Annotated in this window: 22 protein-coding genes and 1 riboswitch; of the genes, 6 read left to right on the forward strand and 16 right to left on the reverse strand. The window is 40.5% G+C overall.

The window, feature by feature from the left end; all coding sequences use genetic code 11:
- Positions 1-35: 35 nt before the first annotated feature.
- Together ytxJ and MKX97_RS11150 are read right to left on the reverse strand one after the other, a co-directional pair.
- Positions 36-362: a bacillithiol system redox-active protein YtxJ gene (gene ytxJ / locus MKX97_RS11145; RefSeq protein WP_221837122.1), complete on the reverse strand. Its 327-nt coding sequence runs from the start codon at positions 360-362 to the stop codon at positions 36-38.
- 266 nt (positions 363-628) lie between these two features.
- Complete coding sequence (locus MKX97_RS11150) at positions 629-1,159, reverse strand: HAD family hydrolase (protein WP_078816976.1); 531 nt, start codon at positions 1,157-1,159, stop codon at positions 629-631.
- A 190-nt stretch (positions 1,160-1,349) separates the two neighbouring features.
- Here MKX97_RS11150 and MKX97_RS11155 point away from each other — a divergent pair, with 190 nt between their 5' ends.
- Both MKX97_RS11155 and MKX97_RS11160 read left to right on the forward strand, forming a co-directional pair.
- Positions 1,350-2,234: a fructose bisphosphate aldolase gene (locus MKX97_RS11155; RefSeq protein WP_078816977.1), complete on the forward strand. Its 885-nt coding sequence runs from the start codon at positions 1,350-1,352 to the stop codon at positions 2,232-2,234.
- Between the two features lie 227 nt (positions 2,235-2,461).
- On the forward strand, positions 2,462-3,868 hold the full coding sequence (locus tag MKX97_RS11160; RefSeq protein ID WP_340759105.1) for an MDR family MFS transporter: 1,407 nt from the start codon (positions 2,462-2,464) through the stop codon (positions 3,866-3,868).
- 57 nt (positions 3,869-3,925) lie between these two features.
- Here MKX97_RS11160 and MKX97_RS11165 read toward each other — a convergent pair whose 3' ends face one another.
- Positions 3,926-4,372: a GNAT family N-acetyltransferase gene (locus tag MKX97_RS11165; protein WP_221837128.1), complete on the reverse strand. Its 447-nt coding sequence runs from the start codon at positions 4,370-4,372 to the stop codon at positions 3,926-3,928.
- A gap of 167 nt (positions 4,373-4,539) precedes the next feature.
- Here MKX97_RS11165 and MKX97_RS11170 point away from each other — a divergent pair, with 167 nt between their 5' ends.
- From MKX97_RS11170 to MKX97_RS11180, 3 genes are read left to right on the forward strand one after another with little or no spacing between them, the layout of a single operon-like run.
- Positions 4,540-4,749, forward strand: coding sequence for a helix-turn-helix transcriptional regulator (locus tag MKX97_RS11170; protein WP_078816980.1), 210 nt, complete (start codon positions 4,540-4,542; stop codon positions 4,747-4,749).
- Positions 4,746-5,231, forward strand: a complete 486-nt coding sequence (locus tag MKX97_RS11175) for a hypothetical protein (RefSeq protein ID WP_221837131.1) — start codon at positions 4,746-4,748, stop codon at positions 5,229-5,231. Before MKX97_RS11170 ends, MKX97_RS11175 begins: the two co-directional genes overlap by 4 nt.
- 16 nt (positions 5,232-5,247) lie before the next feature.
- On the forward strand, positions 5,248-6,081 hold the full coding sequence (locus MKX97_RS11180; protein WP_340759107.1) for a hypothetical protein: 834 nt from the start codon (positions 5,248-5,250) through the stop codon (positions 6,079-6,081).
- 46 nt (positions 6,082-6,127) lie between these two features.
- Here the strand turns inward: MKX97_RS11180 and MKX97_RS11185 are convergent, their stop codons facing one another.
- The 11 genes from MKX97_RS11185 to MKX97_RS11235 all read right to left on the reverse strand — a co-directional run bounded on the left by MKX97_RS11185 (position 6,128) and on the right by MKX97_RS11235 (position 15,727).
- Entirely contained in the window at positions 6,128-6,685 is a 558-nt protein-coding gene (locus MKX97_RS11185) for a GNAT family protein (RefSeq protein ID WP_342535976.1), read from the reverse strand.
- An 84-nt stretch (positions 6,686-6,769) separates the two neighbouring features.
- Positions 6,770-7,684 carry a hypothetical protein gene (locus MKX97_RS11190; RefSeq protein WP_342535977.1) on the reverse strand — a complete coding sequence of 305 codons (915 nt, stop codon included), beginning with the start codon at positions 7,682-7,684 and terminating at the stop codon, positions 6,770-6,772.
- Between the two features lie 328 nt (positions 7,685-8,012).
- Positions 8,013-9,200 carry a M20 family metallopeptidase gene (locus tag MKX97_RS11195; protein ID WP_342535978.1) on the reverse strand — a complete coding sequence of 396 codons (1,188 nt, stop codon included), beginning with the start codon at positions 9,198-9,200 and terminating at the stop codon, positions 8,013-8,015.
- A gap of 15 nt (positions 9,201-9,215) precedes the next feature.
- Positions 9,216-9,857 (reverse strand): ABC transporter permease, encoded by a 642-nt coding sequence (locus MKX97_RS11200; RefSeq protein WP_221838074.1) that lies wholly within the window; start codon positions 9,855-9,857, stop codon positions 9,216-9,218.
- Between the two features lie 11 nt (positions 9,858-9,868).
- The gene (locus MKX97_RS11205; RefSeq protein ID WP_340759111.1) at positions 9,869-10,786 is read right to left on the reverse strand and encodes a glycine betaine ABC transporter substrate-binding protein; all 918 of its coding nucleotides are present in this window, start codon (positions 10,784-10,786) and stop codon (positions 9,869-9,871) included.
- Entirely contained in the window at positions 10,786-11,442 is a 657-nt protein-coding gene (locus MKX97_RS11210; RefSeq protein WP_221838070.1) for an ABC transporter permease, read from the reverse strand. Before MKX97_RS11210 ends, MKX97_RS11205 begins: the two co-directional genes overlap by 1 nt.
- The gene (locus tag MKX97_RS11215) at positions 11,443-12,564 is read right to left on the reverse strand and encodes an ABC transporter ATP-binding protein (protein WP_342535979.1); all 1,122 of its coding nucleotides are present in this window, start codon (positions 12,562-12,564) and stop codon (positions 11,443-11,445) included.
- Positions 12,565-12,837: 273 nt separating this feature from the next.
- Positions 12,838-13,347: a QueT transporter family protein gene (locus tag MKX97_RS11220; RefSeq protein WP_221838067.1), complete on the reverse strand. Its 510-nt coding sequence runs from the start codon at positions 13,345-13,347 to the stop codon at positions 12,838-12,840.
- A 152-nt stretch (positions 13,348-13,499) separates the two neighbouring features.
- Positions 13,500-14,255: a 3-oxoacyl-ACP reductase gene (locus MKX97_RS11225; RefSeq protein WP_342535980.1), complete on the reverse strand. Its 756-nt coding sequence runs from the start codon at positions 14,253-14,255 to the stop codon at positions 13,500-13,502.
- 55 nt (positions 14,256-14,310) lie between these two features.
- Positions 14,311-14,532 carry a DUF2829 domain-containing protein gene (locus tag MKX97_RS11230; protein ID WP_221838065.1) on the reverse strand — a complete coding sequence of 74 codons (222 nt, stop codon included), beginning with the start codon at positions 14,530-14,532 and terminating at the stop codon, positions 14,311-14,313.
- 352 nt (positions 14,533-14,884) lie between these two features.
- Positions 14,885-15,727 (reverse strand): NERD domain-containing protein, encoded by an 843-nt coding sequence (locus MKX97_RS11235; protein WP_340759114.1) that lies wholly within the window; start codon positions 15,725-15,727, stop codon positions 14,885-14,887.
- Between the two features lie 317 nt (positions 15,728-16,044).
- A riboswitch (purine riboswitch) is annotated at positions 16,045-16,145 on the forward strand.
- A 53-nt stretch (positions 16,146-16,198) separates the two neighbouring features.
- Here MKX97_RS11235 and MKX97_RS11240 point away from each other — a divergent pair.
- A complete protein-coding gene (locus MKX97_RS11240; RefSeq protein ID WP_340759115.1) occupies positions 16,199-17,377 on the forward strand; it encodes an MFS transporter in 1,179 nt (392 codons plus the stop codon).
- A 444-nt stretch (positions 17,378-17,821) separates the two neighbouring features.
- Here MKX97_RS11240 and MKX97_RS11245 read toward each other — a convergent pair whose 3' ends face one another.
- Both MKX97_RS11245 and MKX97_RS11250 read right to left on the reverse strand, forming a co-directional pair.
- On the reverse strand, positions 17,822-18,832 hold the full coding sequence (locus MKX97_RS11245; protein WP_342535981.1) for a DMT family transporter: 1,011 nt from the start codon (positions 18,830-18,832) through the stop codon (positions 17,822-17,824).
- Between the two features lie 329 nt (positions 18,833-19,161).
- Entirely contained in the window at positions 19,162-20,295 is a 1,134-nt protein-coding gene (locus tag MKX97_RS11250) for an NAD(P)/FAD-dependent oxidoreductase (RefSeq protein ID WP_340759117.1), read from the reverse strand.
- Between the last annotated feature and the right edge of the window lie 58 nt (positions 20,296-20,353).

The raw sequence follows: 20,353 nt of genomic DNA on the forward strand, positions 1-20,353 counted from the left end.
AATTAAAATTAGAGGTTCATTACGAGAAATATTGCCTACACATACTCTTCAATCGCATCCAGAACAATTGATTGTTTTATATGATAATGCGTCGCTTGCCAAATTCCTCTTCCGTCTTTTAAAATCAACAGCTGCGGAGATTCATGTTTCACGCCAAGATCCTCTTCGACTGCCTTCGAAACTTTTCTGTCCAGCTGCACAATCACTACGTATATAGGAAGTTCTGTCTGCAACTTCTGCAATTCTTTTTTCGCCACCACGCTACTTATACACGTCATACTCAATTTGAATAAAAGAAATGGCTGTTCGTCTGATTTCTTCAATAGCGTCTTCCATGCTTCTACCGATTTAATTCGTTTCATACTAGATTCTCCCCCTAATTTCCTTTCTATCCTATCGTATAGTGTACACAGCACGGGGTAAAGAAAGCTGTTTTACATGAAAAAGGAGTCAAAGCCTCGAATACCAGCTTCAACTCCTCTTTTTATTATGCTTATTGTTATGAACCCATTTTCAGCTCCTATTCCTTTATGCATAATAATAGGTATGTAACGTGCGCACTTATCCTACACTTGTTCCCTGGACATATAAATTCTCCATATAGCTTTATAGTCGTGCAGCTCACCTGTCAACTTCGATTTGCATCCTCAATAATCCACTCAGCCGCACTAAGAAGATCAGGAAACACAGCATCTGCAAGTGGGTCTGCTGTACCAAGAAAGACTCCTTTCGTCCCTGCATTTTTACCGGCGATAATATCCGTATCAGTATCCCCAACCATATACGACGAGGAAACGTCTACATGATACTTCCTCGCCAAATCTTCAATCATTTTGCTGTTCGGCTTTCGACAAGCGCATCCTGCCTTTGGTTTATGCGGACAGTACGCAACCTCTTGAATAAACGCGCCTTCCTTTGCCAGTTCGGCCATCATATGTTTATGAATCGCCTTCAACTGGGACTCCTTCATAAACCCAAGTCCGACACCACCTTGATTGGTCACAACGAAGATGTAATCAAACACCGTATTCAATTGCTTAATCGCTTTCGCAACACCCGGCAAAAAGAACAGCTGTTGAGGCTCATTTACAAATTTCACCCGGTCGGTGAGCACTTCATTTATCACACCATCGCGATCTAGAAACACTGCTTTTTTCAATAGTGACACACTCCTTGCCAGATTAACGTCTTATCGTAAGGATTTCCCGTATATAGGCTTTTATACAAAATCGGAAAGGACATGTCGCCTAAAGCTCTACATAATTACGAGCGAGCTGTTTCGCACACACCCGAACTCTATTCCATGTTAAACTATCAGATATATCACACACTTACAAGGAGTGAAGTAAATGAATGAAAAACAATTTGACAAAATTAAAAATGGTAAAGGATTTATTGCCGCACTGGATCAAAGTGGCGGAAGTACACCAAAAGCGTTGGCAGCTTATGGCGTACAAGAAGATGCTTACGCCAATGAAGACGAGATGTTCAATTTAGTGCACGACATGCGGACACGGATCATTACATCTCCTGCCTTTGATTCAAAATATATACTCGGAGCGATTCTCTTTGAACAGACAATGGATCGTGAAATTGAGGGCATGTACACTGCGGATTACTTAGCAGAAAAAAAAGAAATCGTACCTTTCCTAAAAGTGGATAAAGGGCTTGCGGAAGAAGCAAACGGGGTTCAATTGATGAAACCAATCACTAATTTGGATGAACTATTGAAGCGGGCAAACGAACGTCATATTTTCGGTACCAAAATGCGTTCCGTCATCAAAGAGCCAAACGAAGAAGGCATCCGGGCAATCGTCGATCAACAATTTGAGGTTGGTAAACAAATTATTGCGGCGGGTCTCATTCCGATCATCGAACCTGAAGTCGATATCAACAGTTCAGGTAAAAAAGAATGTGAACAGCTGCTGAAAAAAGAAATTCTAAAGCATCTAGATCAGTTGCAAGACACTGAGAACGTTATGCTGAAATTGACGATCCCGACAGAAGCGAACGTATATAAAGAGCTTATCGATCACCCTCGTGTAGTGAGAGTAGTCGCACTGTCAGGGGGATATTCAACAGTTATCGCGAATGAAAAGCTCAAAGAAAACGAAGGACTGATTGCAAGTTTTTCACGTGCACTGAGCCAAGACTTAAATGCCAATCAGACAGATGAAGAATTTAATGACACACTTGAAAAAGCCGTGCAATCCATTTATGAAGCGTCTATTTAAATTGATTCAGCCAGTACTCGAGACAGAATTGTTTCGAGTACTGGCTTTTTAGAATCCGAAGCGTTTCGTTAATAAGTGACGCCAGTTCAATTATCGAAAAACTGTATGTAGTTAGGCAATATAATTGAGGTCCAGTCAAATAACCACTAACATGTGAGATGTGTCCAATTCATGTCGTATTCTGATTTTTTCATGAATACGACTTTTAAAATGGGTGGTTATTATTTATGGTAAACTCGCAAACATTTGATTTTAAAAAGAATATTCCACTGATGGTCGTTTTATTATCAGGTGCATTTATCACGATCCTAAATCAAACCCTTCTCGCGACAGCATTGCCGCCGATCATGGTTGATCTACATATCACGGAGAGCACGGTTCAGTGGTTGCAATCGATTTTTATGCTCGTCAATGGGATCATGATTCCGATCACTGCCTTTTTAATCGGAAAATTTACTACGAGAAGACTATTCCTTACTGCTATGAGTATATTTGCTTTCGGTACACTAATCGCTGCCGTTGCTCCCAGCTTTTCTTTTTTATTGCTAGGAAGAGTTTTACAAGGAGCCGGTGCGGGGATTATGATGCCGCTCTTGCAAACTATTATGTTCCTTCTCTTCCCTATCGAAAAACGAGGAAAAGCAATGGGAATGTACGGGCTCGTTATTGCGTTTGCACCTGCCATCGGACCAAGTTTATCAGGATATCTCGTTGACCAATTCCCTTGGCGAAGTGTCTTTTATGTCGTACTGCCATTTGCTTTATTGAACATCATTGCGGCATATTTCTTACTGAAAAACGTGACGAAACAAACCAATCCTAAAATGGACAGTTTATCGATCATTCTTTCCACATTCGGATTCGGCGGACTTCTTTACGGATTCAGTATCGCGGGTACAGCGGATTGGCTCAGTGCGGAAGTCGGTCTATCCATTGCTATCGGAGCAATTTCGTTAATTTTATTCATACGAAGGCAATTGAAGCTGGAACAGCCGATTCTTGAATTCAGGGTATTTAAATACAAAATCTTCACCATTGCTACTGGACTCGGCATGATCGTGTTCTCATCCATGATCGCAACAACTGTGATTTTACCTCTCTTCATGCAGACGATGCTTGGATTCAATGCTTTCCATTCAGGCCTTATGCTATTACCAGGTGCGATTATTATGGGCATCATGAATCCGGTGACCGGTGCATTGTTCGATAAATACGGGGCAAGATGGCTGCTGCTAACCGGTTTCACCATCCTGACGATTACAACGTTCATGTTCGCGAATTTATCCGCAGGAACTAGCTTTACATATTTAGCTATCTTGAATGCAGTTCGGATGACAGGCATAGCCATGGTCATGATGCCCTCTACGACACTTGGCCTGAATCAATTACCGAACCACTTGATTTCGCATGGGACCGCCATGAACAACACCTTCCGCCAGATTTCCGGCTCGGTCGGGACCGCTGTTTTAGTGACGATTATGGTAACAGCTGAAATAGATGACGGTACGGTATCCGGTCAAATTCATGGAGTCAATATTGCATTTCTCGTTGCAGGATACATCTCAATTGTCGGGCTCGTCTTGTCTTTTCTGATTAAGGATTCGAAGCCGAAAAGAAGTTCTGTGAAAGCATAACGTGAAAAATCTCCCTTACACTGAGTGTGGGAGATTTTTCATATTCGGTTTCCGCAGTCATCTAACTGTTGCTGAAAGTTCTTTCTCCATCACAATATGCGGAATACCCTCCTCCATAAATACCTCTGAAGCCGTCTTATACCCTAGCTTATGATAGAATTTCTCGGCATGTGTCTGGCCATGTAACTTCACTCGACCAATTCCTTGTTCTTGTGCAATCTCTTCCAATGCACTGACAATCACTTTCCCCAAACCTAACTGCCGATGAGAAGGTAGGATACAGATCCGTTCCAACTTCCCTACACCATCAACATCTCTAATTCTACCTGTGCCGACAGCTTGTTCTTCATCTACTACTAAAATATGTTCACATATGCCTTTTTGAGCATCGAACTCATCAAATTCATTTTCTTCGGGCACGTTTTGTTCTTCTACGAATACTGCTTTACGAATTTCAAATGCTTGTTTCAGATCCTCATCGTTAATTATTCTTCTGACTTGCATTGTTCCATCATCCTTTTTTATAAAATTAAATTATCTCTTATAGTATAACGTTTGGAACACCTTCACTGCACGCTTCATTTTAGTATGGCAGTAATTCATTTTAAATTTGTATGGTTGACTATACATAATGTATAGTTTAGTATACATTATGTATAAATGAGGTGAGGATGCGCGTGATTAAAAATCGAGTGAAGGAGCTGCGGGCACGATTTGATTTGACTCAAGGTGTGCTTGCAGAACGAGTAGGCGTAACACGGCAGACGATTGTCGCGTTGGAAAAAGGAAGCTATACGCCTTCCCTTTTGTTAGCAATGAATATTGCAGAAGTATTTAAGATGCCGATTGAGGATATTTTTTTCAAGGAGGATGCTAAATGAAGAATGTGTTTCTGGCTGTCAGTTTACGAATTTTATTATTTGTAGCGCTTGCAGTGATGGTGTTTGATTTTTTAAGAGTGGAACAATTATTTATCCAAATGGATAGAGGTCTTCTTGATGGATTCTCTGTAGACATTTCCAATTGGCCGGGATATATGCTTTTAGGGATTTTATTTCTTTTCATTATTGCCAATCTACTACATTTTTGGCGTTTGCGGAAACAGACGAATACAGATATACGGGACTTCTTTACTTTTGAGTATGATGCCACCGATGAACGAGCCATTGATCATACAAGAAAAGCAGTAAGTTACGCATTTTCCGGTCTACTTATTTATTCTTTTTTCGTAATTGGTTCATTTATGTTTATACCGAATTATTTTTTAGATCATATTTGGTTTCCAGTATTTGCTGTTGCTTCAATTCCTATCAGTGGTTTGCTCATTTACGCAGTGTCTTTTACGGTATTGCAACGTACATAGAGAAAGGATGATCCATATGGAACTGCAAGAGCTTTTGTATAAGAAGTACACTGGCTATGATACCCCCGCTGATTATGTGCGGTGGGCAGAGGAAATAATTTATTTAGATATGGATGAAGTGAAGATGTTGGCAAGTATGCGGCCGCCCCTCCAACCTTTTGAAATAAATGAGATGTTTGAGAAAGCAGTTCGCGCAATAGGTTGGGAGCTTCCTTCAGAAAGAGAATGCGCATTATTCCATATAAATCTGTTGCATCAACATTTACTTTTTAATTCTGATGAAGTGTTTGCTAACGTCAAAGAAATTTATAACTGTTCGATTCAATATGATTTAGAAGAAAAACAGCTTCAGTGGCATGAACCCAGTGAATGGGTTGATCAATTTCAATATGACAAAGCATTTGTTTTATCAAAAGAAGAAGTAATCGAAAAAATCATCGCATATGCACGCGAACTTTGGTATTCAGAAAAAAGCAAGTATACCTTTTCTACATTACTTGGCCAGCGGATATTGGATGTCGATGTGCAAGCAGCTCCTCGATTTATCGTGCAGTTTGAAAACGGCCGCCTAATGATTGAGTGCGCTTGGAGAATTCGCAACACAGAAACCATTTTATTCGGCCATGCTGATATGGATGTGAATGGTATGAGTTGGAAAGACCTTCAAGATTTATTGATCAACAAGACCATCCAAGATGTGCAGCTTTGGGAAAACTGCCCTTTCCTCATGGTGCAGTTGGATGATTTATTTATCGATGTATTTCACAGCAGCACTCTTTTTGAGGGCTGGTCCATAACCGAGGATGGTGATCATTACTTGCTTTCGGATCACGGAGGGCAGATATATTAATTAATAAAAGGTGCTAGATTCTCTTTTCAGGGATCCGGCACCACTTTTAAGCATTTAAAAACTCTTCCTTTAATAAAGAATACATATAAAGGTCAACAAACTTCCCTAACGTACACTCATAACTCCTTAACAAACCTTCTCGAACGAAACTGTGATTTTCAACTAAACGCTTGGATGATTCATTCGGTGGTTCAATCAATGCTTCAATCCGTTGCAGGTTCATCTGCTTGAACCCATAAGCCAGCACTATTTCGAGAGCTTCGTTCGCTATGCCTTTCCCCCAGAAACTTCTACTTAACTCAAAACCAATTTCCGAACGATAATGCTTTGGAATCCAATTCAGAAATCCACAGCTACCTATGATGACATCGTCTTCCTTAAGGGCAATTCCCCATCTGATCCCGCTTCCCTCGTCAAATATGGAACGATACCAAGAAATTTCATTTATTGCGTCATCGATAGACAGAAAGGGTTCGAAACCCATGTGCTTAACTACAGTAGGATCAGATAAATAAGCTAGCAAGCTACCAGCGTCCTCTTCAGTCACTTGACGCAGTATCAATCTATCGGTTTCCAGTATGGGGAATTTATTATCATTTTGCATCAGTAACCACTCCTCCAACATGAACTTATTCTGTGAATCGATTTCCGATAACTTAATCGCGCAAGGGGCTAGAACTTACTCTTACTAATTATTATATTCTTCATGCATATGTTGCTGACAACCGAATAAGTAACAGCCGCCTGTCCGGTCCAATTCAATCTCTATGGGAGGACGATACCCTGATTGCAGTTTAGCAAACAATTGAAGAAGTTCATTTAATTCCTGATGAAGTTCTTCAATTCTCTCTTTTTTATCCAGCTCTGACCAATGTTCATCACATTCTTCTCGTTTCTCTTCTTCAATTTCAACACGCTTTTTTTCAATTTCTTGCTCTATCAGGTCATGACATGTTTGTAACTCATTTAACTGGAATAAAGTATAAGCATACCTGCTAATGATGTAAGACGTGACAGCATACTCGTCCCATTCCCTCTTGAACATGTCTCGAGCTTTTTCAAAACAGTCGATTTCTACATAAGCATCTGCCGCTTCAATCGCCCCTGCATAATCATCTGACTGAGCGTTCCATTGATCAAGAATAGACTGAGCGACATCATAGTCTTTATTTTGAATGCGTGCCAGTACTTCATACCAGCGAATGACATCAGAATCCTTGGCAATTTGATGAAAACTGGTCGCCGCCATTTCATAATCCTCTAGATTGTAATGAGCGACTGCCACATTATGTATTGCTTCTATAGAAGGATGAAAGTCGATGGATTTTTGCAGGTAATTCTTCGCATCAAGCCATTGTTTTTCTTGTATTGCAATTTCTCCAAGCATGCTAAAAGGGAAATGTGACTGCGGTTTTTTTAAAATAACTTCTTCAAGGAGTGGTTTTGCCCGATTTACATCCTCTTCTTCGTATAAATACATGAACGCCAAATTATTTAGCGACTGAACCGTTCGTTCTGCTTTCACCACATTTTCCAACAGTAAGATTGCTTCATCGTATTGATTGTTTTCAAACAATTGAAGTGCTTTTTTATTCAATGACATTTGTATCCTTCTTTCAAAAAATTCACTGATCCAGCTTTTTCTATACTTACTCACAATCTATTATTAGTTAATTATGGATTGTAATTCACTGAACATGATAATCTAACTATATCAAATTTCAGGAGATGGTACAGTTGACCAATTTTATTTTGTGTACTCAGCCAGGACTTCAATTTAAATCAGACGGATGATGATTTTAATGAATCATTAGAGATTGTTATGTAATCTATTTACAATGCATCAATTTAGTAGTAAACACCCCATAATGAAAAACACCTCCTCTAGCCATCTTAAAATGGTAAGAGGAGGTGTATATATATATCAAGCATTAGCCCTTATTATAGATTTTCCAATAGTCAACCATACTAGAAGCAAGTACTTTTGCACCGTTTAGTAATGCTTTTTCATCAATGTCAAATTTAGGATGATGATAGGGATAGATCAAACCTTTTTCTTCATTGGCAGAACCTATGAAGAAGTAGGTTCCTGGCACTTGCTGTAGGAAGTACGAGAAATCTTCTGCACCCATATTTGGCTTTACCTCTTGGATGTTTTCAGCCGGCAGAACTTCTTCCGCTGCGTTCACCATCAGCTTTGTAATCGTTGGATCGTTTTTTGTTGCTGGATAGCCAAACATATAGTCCATTTCATACGTTGCACCAAATGCCTGACAAGTATGAGAAGTGATTGTTTGCACCCACTTATGCATCTCTTGGCGAACTCCCTCGTCAAACGTACGGACGGTCCCTTTGAGTTGGGCCTTTTCCGGTATGACATTTGCTGCTTCCCCCGCATGGAAGGCACCTATTGATAACACAGCCGATTGTAGTGGATCTACTTTTCTGCTAGTAATTTGATGTAAGTTACTTATTAGCTGAGCACCTACTGCAATGACATCTACCGTGTCTTGCGGAAATGCACCGTGTCCGCCAAAACCTAGAATATCAATCGTAAAATCATCGCATGCACCTAATATATAGTTCTCATTGTACAGGAGATGATCTACCGGAATATAATTTTCCATATGTGTCGCAAAAATCACATCAACACCAGACAAGGCCCCTGATTCAATCATGGATTTCGCACCGCCTGGATCTTCTTCCTCAGCGTGCTGGTGGATAAACACAACATTTCCAGTAAGCTGTTCTTTCATCTCAACCAGTGCTTTAGATAACCCCAATGCGATCGCCGTATGTGCGTCATGTCCGCATGCATGCATAACTCCAGGATTTTTCGATTTATAAGGTACGTCATTCTCTTCCCATATCGGAAGCGCATCAAAATCAGCACGGATCGCTATCGTCTTTCCTGGATGTTTTCCGCGTAGCGTGGCAACGACTCCATTCCCTCCGACATCTGTTTGCACTTCTAGTCCCAGCTTCCTTTGGTAGTCAGCGATTTTTTTTGCCGTATTCACCTCTTGGAAGGAGAGCTCGGGATACATATGAAACTCTCGACGCAACTCGATCATTTCTTCGTAGCCATCCTCCAGGCGAGTAAATAATTCTTCCTTCAAACGAATCCCACCTTTTTAAGCCGTTCTTTTCTTCGTATATTTTTCCACAAATCCTAGGAGATAATCTGCGAGAATTGCTAATAAAGCTGCGGGTATCGCACCGGCTAGTATCTTGATATCAGAACGCTGTGCAATTCCTGAGACAATTTCCTTCCCTAATCCACCGCCACCGATATAAGGCGCGATCGAAGCTACTCCGACTGCAATAACTGCAGCAACCCGTAATCCCGCCACGATAAATGGTAAAGAAAGAGGGATTTGGACCTTTGTCAGCAACTGAAACGAATTCATGCCGACACCTTTGCCCGCATCTAGCAGACTGCCACTCACTTCCTGCAATCCTACATACGTGTTACGAATGATTGGCAGTAATGAGTAAAAGAACAATCCGATAATCACTGCAGTATTCCCTAATCCGAAATACAGCATGAGAATCGCCAACATCGCGAGACTCGGGACATTTTGCAAGATGTTCGCGACCGACAATATAACCGGTGCCAACCGCGGAATTTTAACCGCCAAAATTGCCAATGGAACCCCGACAATAAACGCTAAGACCACTCCATAAATGACTAACAGGATATGCTCAACCGTTAAAGCTAGCAGCTCCGACTGGTTATTCATTATATACTGCATTAACTCTGTCAGTAACTCCATTTACATTCTCCTTATTTCAACAGACCTTTTTCAATTAAGAATTTTTTTGCTACATCTTTCGGTTCTTGCTTTTCAATATCTACTTCATAAATCATTTGCGTCATTTCTTCTTCATTAATTTGATCTGTCAATGAATTTATAATTTCTTCTAATTCAGGATAATCTTTCAGCGTATCTTCTCTTGCCACTAGGGAAGCAGTTGATGGAGGGAAGAAGCCTTTATCATCCTCCAAGACTCTTAAGTTTAATTCTTTAATTTCTGGATCCACTGAATACGCAGTAATCGCATCCAACTCCCCTAATTTCAAGCCTTCATACATCAAAGAAATTTCCAAACCATTCGCCTTCTTGAATGAATAGTCGTAGTGTTCCTGGAATGCACGGTATCCGTCATCTCCGCGTTCAATCCAAGCGGAGTCCGTACCAATCGTCAAATCTTTCGCATACTTTCCAAGATCCGTCATTGTTTCGATGTTTTTCTTTTTCGCCAAGTCTTCAGTAATGGCAATCGTATACTTATTTTCAAAGCCTAGCGAGTCAAACCATTTCAAGTTAAATTTTTCATCGAATAACTTTTGAGCCTGTTCAAGAGTTTTGTCAGGATCTGTTGTATATTCTACTTGATCATCATCAAAATGATTGTTATATACTTCTCCGGAATAAAGAGTCGCCAAATCAAAGTCGCCTTTATCCATTGCAGTGATAATTAATGGGCTCGCTTGGATATTTTCTGTGACATTCACTTCGTGGTCTGTTTGGTCTTCTACAAGCTCTTTCACCATATATGCGATAATTTTAGGGTCGGTGTAATCTTGTGTCCCCATTTCAAAAAAAGTTCCACCAGCAGCCGTTTCTTTATCTTTCCCACCACACGCTGTTAAAACCACTAACAGCAATAAGGATGTACATAATAATGTAAGTTTCTTCATTAGATTGTCTTCCTCCTAGTTCGATTTCTTGATTTTTCAAAACGTGCAAAAAGCAAATCTGTTGCTACTGCCAACACAATCGCCAGAAGCGTACCCGTGAAAATCAAGTTTTTATCATTAAATCCAATGCCGGAAATGATCAAACCTCCCAGCCCCCCAGCTCCTATCACTGCAGCCATCGTGACCCAGCTAATGATGTACACAGAAGTCACGCGAATCCCCGACATAATATAAGGCATCGCTAAAGGAAGTTCGACTTTAATCAAACTTTGAAAAGAGTTATAGCCCATTCCTTTTGCTGCATCTACAATACCTGAATCGATAGACTGGATACCTGCATAGGTGTTTCGAAGTAAAGGCAGGAGTGAGTATAAAAACATTGCTGTAACCGCCGGCTTCATACCGATCCCGAGGATAGGAATCATCAGCGCTAACATTGCAATGGTAGGAACTGTCTGAAATACGTTTGCGATGTTAAAAACGAGGCTTTTTAGAAAGTTACGTTTCAAACGAGTTAATAATATAGCAAGGGGAATCGTCACAAGTATTCCGATTACCAAACTAAGGGCAGACATAATCAAATGTTGTACTGCATATTCCAAAATGGACGGATATCGATCCCTCCAAAATTCAAAATAGTTTCGTATAAACTCCATTTAATTTCCACCACGTTTCCCATAGACAGAACGAACCGATCGAAACAGTTCCTTCATGTCGATCATTCCTACGAACATATTCTCGTTGTCAACAACTGGTAGACTGTGATGCTTATGTTTTTCTAAGTATTCTAAAACATCCTCAATATCTTGATCAGTTGTTAACGCTTGCACAGATGGATCGACAAAATCCTCTAAATGAACAGATGACTCATTCATAATCTTTTGCAATGAAAGCTGTCCAAGGAATTGATTAGTCTCATCGACTAGCGGGTATGTAAAACATTGTTGTTCCATCAATTTCTTAATTACCGATTCTTTGGATTCGGATAAGTGGATTGCTTGTATCGTAGGATCGATGAAATTACTTAATGAAGGCAATGGTTCTGCAGTTTTCAATCGTTCCTCCCCGATAAACTCTCTGACAAAATCATTCGCTGGATTCGTCAATATTTCACGCGGTGTTCCTTTTTGGACCACCCTTCCATCTTTCATCAAAATAATCTGATCGGCAATTTTCAACGCTTCGTCCATATCATGTGTTACAAAGATAATCGTTTTCTGAATGTCCTCTTGCAGACGAACCAATTCATTTTGCAGCTGATCTCGACTGATCGGATCCAACGCACTGAACGGTTCATCCATCAGGATCGTTGCCGGTTCAGCTGCCAGCGCTCTAGCCACACCGATCCGTTGCTGTTGTCCGCCACTCAATTCTGACGGGTATCGTTTTTTATATTGCTCAGGGTTTAAATTAACCAGCTCCAGCAGTTCATTCACACGCTTGTCGATTTTAGACTTATCCCATTTCAATAAGCGCGGCACTGTTGCCACATTATCGTAGATCGTCATATGCGGAAACAGCCCAATACTTTGAATTACATACCCCATATGGCGACGTAACTCAATCGGATTGAAATCCCCAATATTCTTCTCATCAATGAAAATCTCGCCGCCTGTATGCTCGGTCAACCGATTCAGCAGTCGCATTGTGGTCGTTTTTCCGCATCCACTTGGTCCGATCAAAACATTAATTTTACCGCTTTCAAACAGGAGATCGATGTCTTTCAATACATGAGTACCGTCCTCATAAACTTTATTCACTTTTCGAAGTTCTATCATATTTCCTCTCACTTTCTTGAAGTTACGGGTGAAACGCCTAAGATTCATTTCAATTTATTTTTTGACACTCCATTATGTTAACAGATTTCTGATAGTGTTTACAATACTTTTTACGGTATAATCTTTTTGTACGGTAAAAACCGTTTGATTTGTAAATGATTCAATTAACAGAAAACCCTTTGAAATCTTTGATAGTGAGCTAGAGTCTCAAGCCTGAGCATTCGTTTAGTTAAACGCAAAAAAGCACACTCGCAACTAGCGAATGTGCCTTTTTTATTTAGATAAGTCTATTTTTTTATTCAACGTATATATAATCATTCCGCCAACTGTCATAGACAATAATTCACCGATTCCAACTGTAACCCAAGTCGCCCAAAACGGCAGACCTAGAATAATTGTCAATTGACCAGCGATTGTAAACATCGACAATGCGAAGATAATGGCAGTAATCGCCATTTTCACAATATCATTCTGAATATTCTTCGTCACTACCCGGCAAAGAAGTAACGCAAGGAATGTAGCTATAGTACCCACTGGAACATCCAACAGCCAAGTCGGCGACATAAAGTTCGCGAACATCACACCTAACGTTACAGCTACCACATAACGTTTATTGTACAATGCAAGATAGTTGAACATCTCTGATAGACGCAGCTGAACTGCTCCAAAACTAATGACTGAAAACATTACCGTAACTGTCACATATAAAGCCGCAACAAGCGCTGTTTTCGTCAGCTCACTCACTGCACTCTTTTGTGAATCTTTTACAAAAGACATACTCATTTTATTTTCTCCTTTGTGAAATAGCATATGCTATTCCAGTAATAACTACGGCCAAAGGAAGAATGAGCCTTTCGCTCAATCAAAAGTGCCGCAGTGCAAGCAGAATTTGCTTGCATGCATAGTATAGCAGAAAGTCATATATGAAAAAAGAATTATTTGGCTGTCCATCCTCCGTCAATCGGAATGACGGTACCATGAATATAGTCAGCAGTTTGACTGGCTAAATATAGCGTTAGGTCAGCGACTTCACTTGGTTGCGCCCAGCGTCCAGCCGGTGTCTCCTCTGCCACCCACTTCGCCATTTCGCCCTTGCCCTCAAAATCCGCTTTGTTCATCGGCGACTGAATCGCTCCCGGCGCAATTGCATTGACACGGATTCCTTCACGGCAATAATCCAAGTCCACCTGTTTTGTATAACCTACAATCGCATGTTTTGAAGCTGTATACGCCGCACCACCACCGCCTCCAACAAGCCCCGCGATAGATGCCATATTGACAATAACACCCGATTTCCGAGCGATCATATGAGGTAAAACAGCATTGGTCATAAAATATGTCCCTTTAACATTCGTATCCATAATCCGATCCCAAAGCACTTCATCCGTATCAAGCGTTTTAGCAAAGCCATCCAGAAGCCCAGCCGTATTCAATAAAATATCAATTTGACCAAATGTCGCAAGTGCCTCCGCAACGGTATGCGTCACGTCTTCATTTGAACTTATACTACCAATTGAATACGCAAACTGTACAGGGTATGCCCGCTTCATATTCAGAAGCTCGTCCTCATTTATATCCAACGCAAATACATTCGCTCCATTCTCCAAAAACGCAAGCGATTGTGCCTTTCCAATTCCCGATGCAGCACCTGTTACAACAACTGTCTTCCCCACATATTCTTCAAATTTCATAACTTCCTCCTATTAAAAAAGCCCATGATTGCTCATGAGCTTTGATTCATCCGTCTTATTTTACAATAATCCAATCTTCCGCTAACAAATCACAAACTGTAGGAGTAAACATGGTGTAACCCTCACCTGTCACATTAATCAAGAAATAAGGATTCAACTTCTTTCCATCATGCTCACTTTCTCCTACTAGCTTTACATACAACTCAGCTCCGCCCCAACCGCTGCGAATCACTTTCTCGCCAGTCTTTAAACGCGGCAACACTTCTTCAAATGTCATATATATCCATCCTTTATCGTCCATTTAGTAGCACAGTTTATCAGGGAATTATACTTGATAACGTCTCGCTTGACAACTGAAAAGAGTTTTGAATCGGGTACCTATGCAAGCAACTGTTACCTTCATCGTATAACGATTCAACCCATTAAAGAACACAGATAAACTATATCCCTCCCCTCCATAACATGAGATGATAGATCATTTGGAAAATGGGAGGATATCCATGCAGTATTATTACTATCAGTAAATGCCTTGATGAGTATCCAATTTCAGCAGGTGCAATCACATACTCTTGTAATTCGGTTTTGTCTTTAAATACTTGTACTTAGACTTAGCAACAACTTTATACTTTTCACAAAATCACTTCTGTTGTATAGCGACATTTTGGAAATTGATTACAACCAATGAATGAACCGTTTTTCCCGTTGCGAACTACTAGATGTCCATTACAACGCGGGCATATTCCCTTTTTGCTTTCTGGTTCAATAGCTGAAGATTCCGCAGCTACTCTTACATTTTTTCCACTCTCTCGCTGTTTTCCTGCTACCTGTTTAACATGCTCTTTTTGAATCCGTCTTTTTTCTTTAGGATCAGCTAGTACCAATCGATCTATTTCTAGTTGTATTTTCTGCAATTTCTCTGCGTTGACGACAGGTATACTCTGTTCCTTAATGACAGTTATGAGCTCATTAAAATGAACAACTTTCGCCGTCTTAAAAGGCTCTTTGAATTTGAATTCAACACTGGGCGAAAAAGCAATAATAGAATATGTATTCAATTCATTGTCTCGCAAATAGTTTTTAATCGCTTGGACATGTCCATAATTCTGTCGAATGGGATTATACATTCTCTGTTTCTTCTTATAGATTACTTGTGTCCAATACTTTTGACGTTCGGACCCAAAAATCCAGCCGCTATAGTGTTTTGTCTCAATGACATGCAAGCCATATGGAGATACGACCAGATGATCGATCTGTGTCATACCATATTCTTTATTCCAAACATACACATCATGCCACACTTTATACTCAGGACCTAATTGGGTTAGCAATCGATTTACCTGTCGCTCTCCCCAACTACCCCGCCACTTTGGCATTTGGCGATTAGACCATACACTAAGAATCATTAGGAAAATTAAAATCCAAAATATTGGTGTTTTCAAGAAAGTGAAAAAGGGTTCTATAAATATTGACATGCTTATCCCTCCTAAGCACCTGTATAAATCATGATTAATGAAACTATCTTTTTGCAGTTCTAAAGTGTTCAAGTCTATTGCTCCCATCACAGTATGGGGCAAATAACTATATAGAAGGTCTTTCGCTATTCCTACATGCGATAATGTTACTCTGAAAAACTCATCATGCGGATTTTGAGAATACATATTTCATCAATCTCCGCTCAGCTACATCTCATTACCTATATTATACAGAATCTTCATATCGTTTACTTTTCACAAATGGGGTCCCCAGCCTTGCCAACTCCCCAAATCCATGATAAATTGATCAATAGAAAATTTCATTATGGGAATCAACATGTATAACCCCGATAATATGGTTCGGGGGTCTCTACCAGGAACCGTCAATCTCCTGATTACAAAAGTTATTTTTGTAATCGGGATTTTTCTATTCAACATAGAATGTTTGCAACTTAAGCGGGAGGTATTATAGTGGATTTCAGAGTATTTTTATTAGCAGTGTCTGCCATTACAGTGGGTCTGGTGGAGCTCGTTGTAGGCGGGATTTTGCCTGTCGTTGCGGACGATTTGAATGTTTCGATCGCGACAGCGGGACAATTAATTACAGTTTTCGCTCTTGTGTATGCTATCGCAGGTCCTGTGTTGCTGTCACTGACGGCGAAAGTGGAACGCAAAAAATTGTACTTGATTGGGCTCGGAGTTTTCTTCATTGGAAATGTCCTGACGTATTTCAGCCCTTCATTCGGTTTGATGATGGCAGCACGTGTTTTGACGGCCGCGAGTGCGGCGCTAGTCATTGTGCTTTCGTTGACGATTACGGCGCGTCTAGTGGAGCCTAAGTACCGGGCGAAAGCGCTTGGTTATATTTATATGGGAATCAGTTCATCGCTCGTGCTCGGTGTGCCGATTGGAATCGTGGTCACGAATGCGTTTGGATGGCGTTCTGTATTTTTAGGGATTGCGATTTTGACCATCGGTTCGATTCTGTTGATCGCAAAATTCTTGGAAACCATCCCAACTGGTGAAGTGCAGCCTCTTTCAGCTCAAATTAAAGCCCTTGCCAATAAAAAGATTTTCTTTGCACATTTGGCAACGATGTTTATGCTTGCTGGACATTATACGGTGTATGCATACTTCACTCCGTTCCTTGAGACAACAATGCAATTGAGTCCTTATTGGATCAGTGTATTCTACTTTTTGTTTGGACTCGCCGCAGTTGGCGGCGGTGCTTTTGGCGGAGGACTCGCTTCACGATTGGGCTCGAAGAAAAGTATTTTGGTCATTTTGGGAGCATTCGCGATCAGTTTGTTCGCACTTCCCTATTCTACATTCTCGATTCCGCTTTTCATTGTGTTTATGATGGTTTGGGGCGCACTCAGCTGGGCGTTGGCACCTGCACAGCAGGATTACATTATTACAAGTGATCCGGTCTCATCGGATATTCATCAAAGCTTTAACAATTCCGCTTTACAAGTCGGAATTGCGCTTGGCTCCGGTGTAGGCGGAATGGTTTTCAGTCAGACAGGCAGTGTAACGAGTATGCCGGCAGTTGGTGGGAGTATTGTCATTATCGCGTTTATTTGCGCGGTGATTTCACTTTCTATGTCTGCTAAGAGAAATAATAATCATCAGGAACAAACCGCTTCTTGATTGTTTAAAGCTAGGTCGACTCTTAAAGATGGAGTCGGCCTCATTTGGTTTCATTAGAAGATGAAGGTTGACCGTAACTAGAGATATTGTGAATTTAATGGTATTGATTATTTTCTTGATTTCCGCTAATTTTCTTCCGCTTATTATGTGACCTCCAATGATTTCTCTCAAATATAATAATTTATTTATTGTTTTTGTGGCCATAAAGCTGAAACAGATGCAATAGTATATCCACACGGACATACTGTCCGGAAGATAAATCTACATTTACTTTCCCTTTTCAACTTCCTCCCTAAATATTTCTTAGCCAGAAATCAAAAAAGAACGCCCCGGTTGGACGTTCCTCTGTTAATCGCTTAATGCATTAAGTTATTTTTCATTTGGTAATTTATCGCCAACTCTACTATTGGGAAATGGTAATCATAATGACATTGGAATTAAATTTCATTCAACTTTCTGAATACCAATGGCGGGAACTGATAATGGCTCAACGCTCGATTCTTTCGTTTTACGCTGAAGGATATATGCAGCGCAAATAATCAAAATTCCACCAACAATTTGAATGGAATAGATCTGTTGCCCAAGAAAGATAGCTGCAAAAACTGCGGCAACGACCGGTTCAAATATTTGCATGGTTGAAGCTCGTGAAGCCCCAATCATCCGAATACTCGTTATCATTAACATCGTTGGAATTGCAGCTCCGGCTAACCCGGCAAATACGAGAATAAACCACACGTATGCAGACGAATCGACAAATGGCGCAATCAATGTAGCACCCTCTCCAAAGACTACTCCGCAAATGGCAAATACAATAGTCCCGGCTGCTAAGAAGAACGTTGTAGCATAAGTGGGTGGTAAACTTTGGTAGCCGCTCCTACCAATCATATAAAATACAGACATGCCTAGCGCAGCGCCAAGTGCAAGGACAATTCCAAGGGTACTTATTTGGACGCTTTGTCCAAGCAACTGCCCAAAAACAGCTAAAGCACCACCAATCAGGGAGAGGATCAACGCAATCACTTTGGGTGAGTTTAATCGTTCTACACCGGTAATTGCACAAAGTATTGTAACAATTGCTGGAAAGGTATAGAATAATAGCATCGCTAGAGCTACGGACAATTCAACAAAAGCATAGAACATGGCCAAGCTATAGGCTGAAAAAGCAAGAGACGCAATCACCAGGTTACGGATTTGATTTCTAGGGATTTTCGATAAAGATATCCGATCTTCCTTGGTTGTTTTTCCTAAACCGAATGCGAGTAAAATGATTAAGGAAATGGTTCCAAGTAATTCACGCCACATTGCAAACGCAACAGGACTTAGTCCTGCCTGGACGGCAAGGTTTGTCAAAGTTCCTAATGTACCAAAAAGGGTAGCAGCAATCAGCATAATGATAATTCCTAAAAGTAGCTTTTTTCTATCTCCAGTGTTCTGGATCTCCAGATTATTATTCATACAAAATTCCTCCTTTTCCCAAAAAATACTAATGAAATCAATGACAATATCGGAGTAATATGGTGAAAGATTGATGAATCAGCTTTCATAGCTCTTTAAATCCGTCCAAGTAGATATACCTTCATACCTTTATTTGAGGCATTCATTTTGCAAGGTATTTTTTGTGTTTTATCCATTCTGTGAATGCGCTTACAAAACCTTTAAGTAATCAACATAACTAGCCTAAGATGTAAGAGCCATTTCAAACTTATGTTTCTGAATGACTAGTCGACTTGCGTCCTTCTAAGTTTCCATATCCTTGGCAGATAGCGTTTCTACCCAACACTTTTTTAAATGAATACCGACGCATTTAAACCGGTGACATATCTCGCTGCCGTGCTCATCATTAAATCAATATTGTCAGATCCCATTGATTTGCTTACAATTTCGGGGCGAATTCCTAATAACTCTTTTGGCCAATTGGATGCGGCTGCGCCATAGATTCTAGAAAACATTTGAGTTGTGTCCGCCGCAGGCTTCATTATCTTCTCCCAGCTATCAAGAGCATCTTCAATATCATACCGTTCCAATTGTATCGCAAGCTCTAACGCACTCGTAATACTGACTCCGGCCCCCTGTCCGAGATTCGGTTCCATTCCGTGGGCAGCATCCCCAAGCAAAGCGACTCTTCCTCTTTTCCATGAATTCAAATAAATATAATAAAAGTTTTTGTCCAGTCTGCAATCATCGATCCTCTCCAGGACGGATTCCAGATGAGGGAAAGAGGATAACCATGCCTCTTTGTTAAACGGCTCCGAAAGTGCTTCTTTATCCGAAGTCATCCCGGTTAAGTATACATAACGATATTTGTCTGTTGATGGTGCGATTCCAATTCGGCGGTAGTCATTCCAATGTTCTTCTGCAATCCCCTTTTTATCTTCATCAATTCTTGGAATCAAAGCACGCCATGCCCCATTGCCTATGACTTCCTTTCTTCCAATATTCAGTGAATTACGAACGTTAGAATGAACTCCATCAGCACCAATAATTAAATCTGCCTTATATTTTCTTCCATCTCGTAATTGAATGACTCCAGAAGGATCGACTGATACGGTTTCAGCGTTTGTTTCGATCTTTACTCCTGCACGTTTGCAGGCATTTACTAATGCTTTATAGACATCTCGGCGTGGAATTACACAAAAGCGGCTTTCATTCGTGAATTTAGTGGAATGCATCAGCCCGTACGTATTATCAATCATATCGAGGTTCGTAATAAATTCTATATTTTGTGATGCCTCATTAAAAACATCAATGGACTCCAACACTTTTAACCCATTTTCCCATGTATACAGCCCAGCTCCAACTTCTCTCAATTCTGAGGATCTTTCAAAGATTTGAACATCCCAACCACGTTGAGCAAGTGCTGTAGCAAAAGTTAAACCTGACAATCCTGCTCCCGCTATAATCACTTTTTTCTTTGCCACGATAACGTCCTCCTGTCTAAGTAAAGTTTTGATGTCTATCATATCAATAGTATGCTTT

It is taken from the genome of Sporosarcina sp. FSL K6-3508 (assembly GCF_038615825.1).
Taxonomy (GTDB): domain Bacteria; phylum Bacillota; class Bacilli; order Bacillales_A; family Planococcaceae; genus Sporosarcina; species Sporosarcina newyorkensis.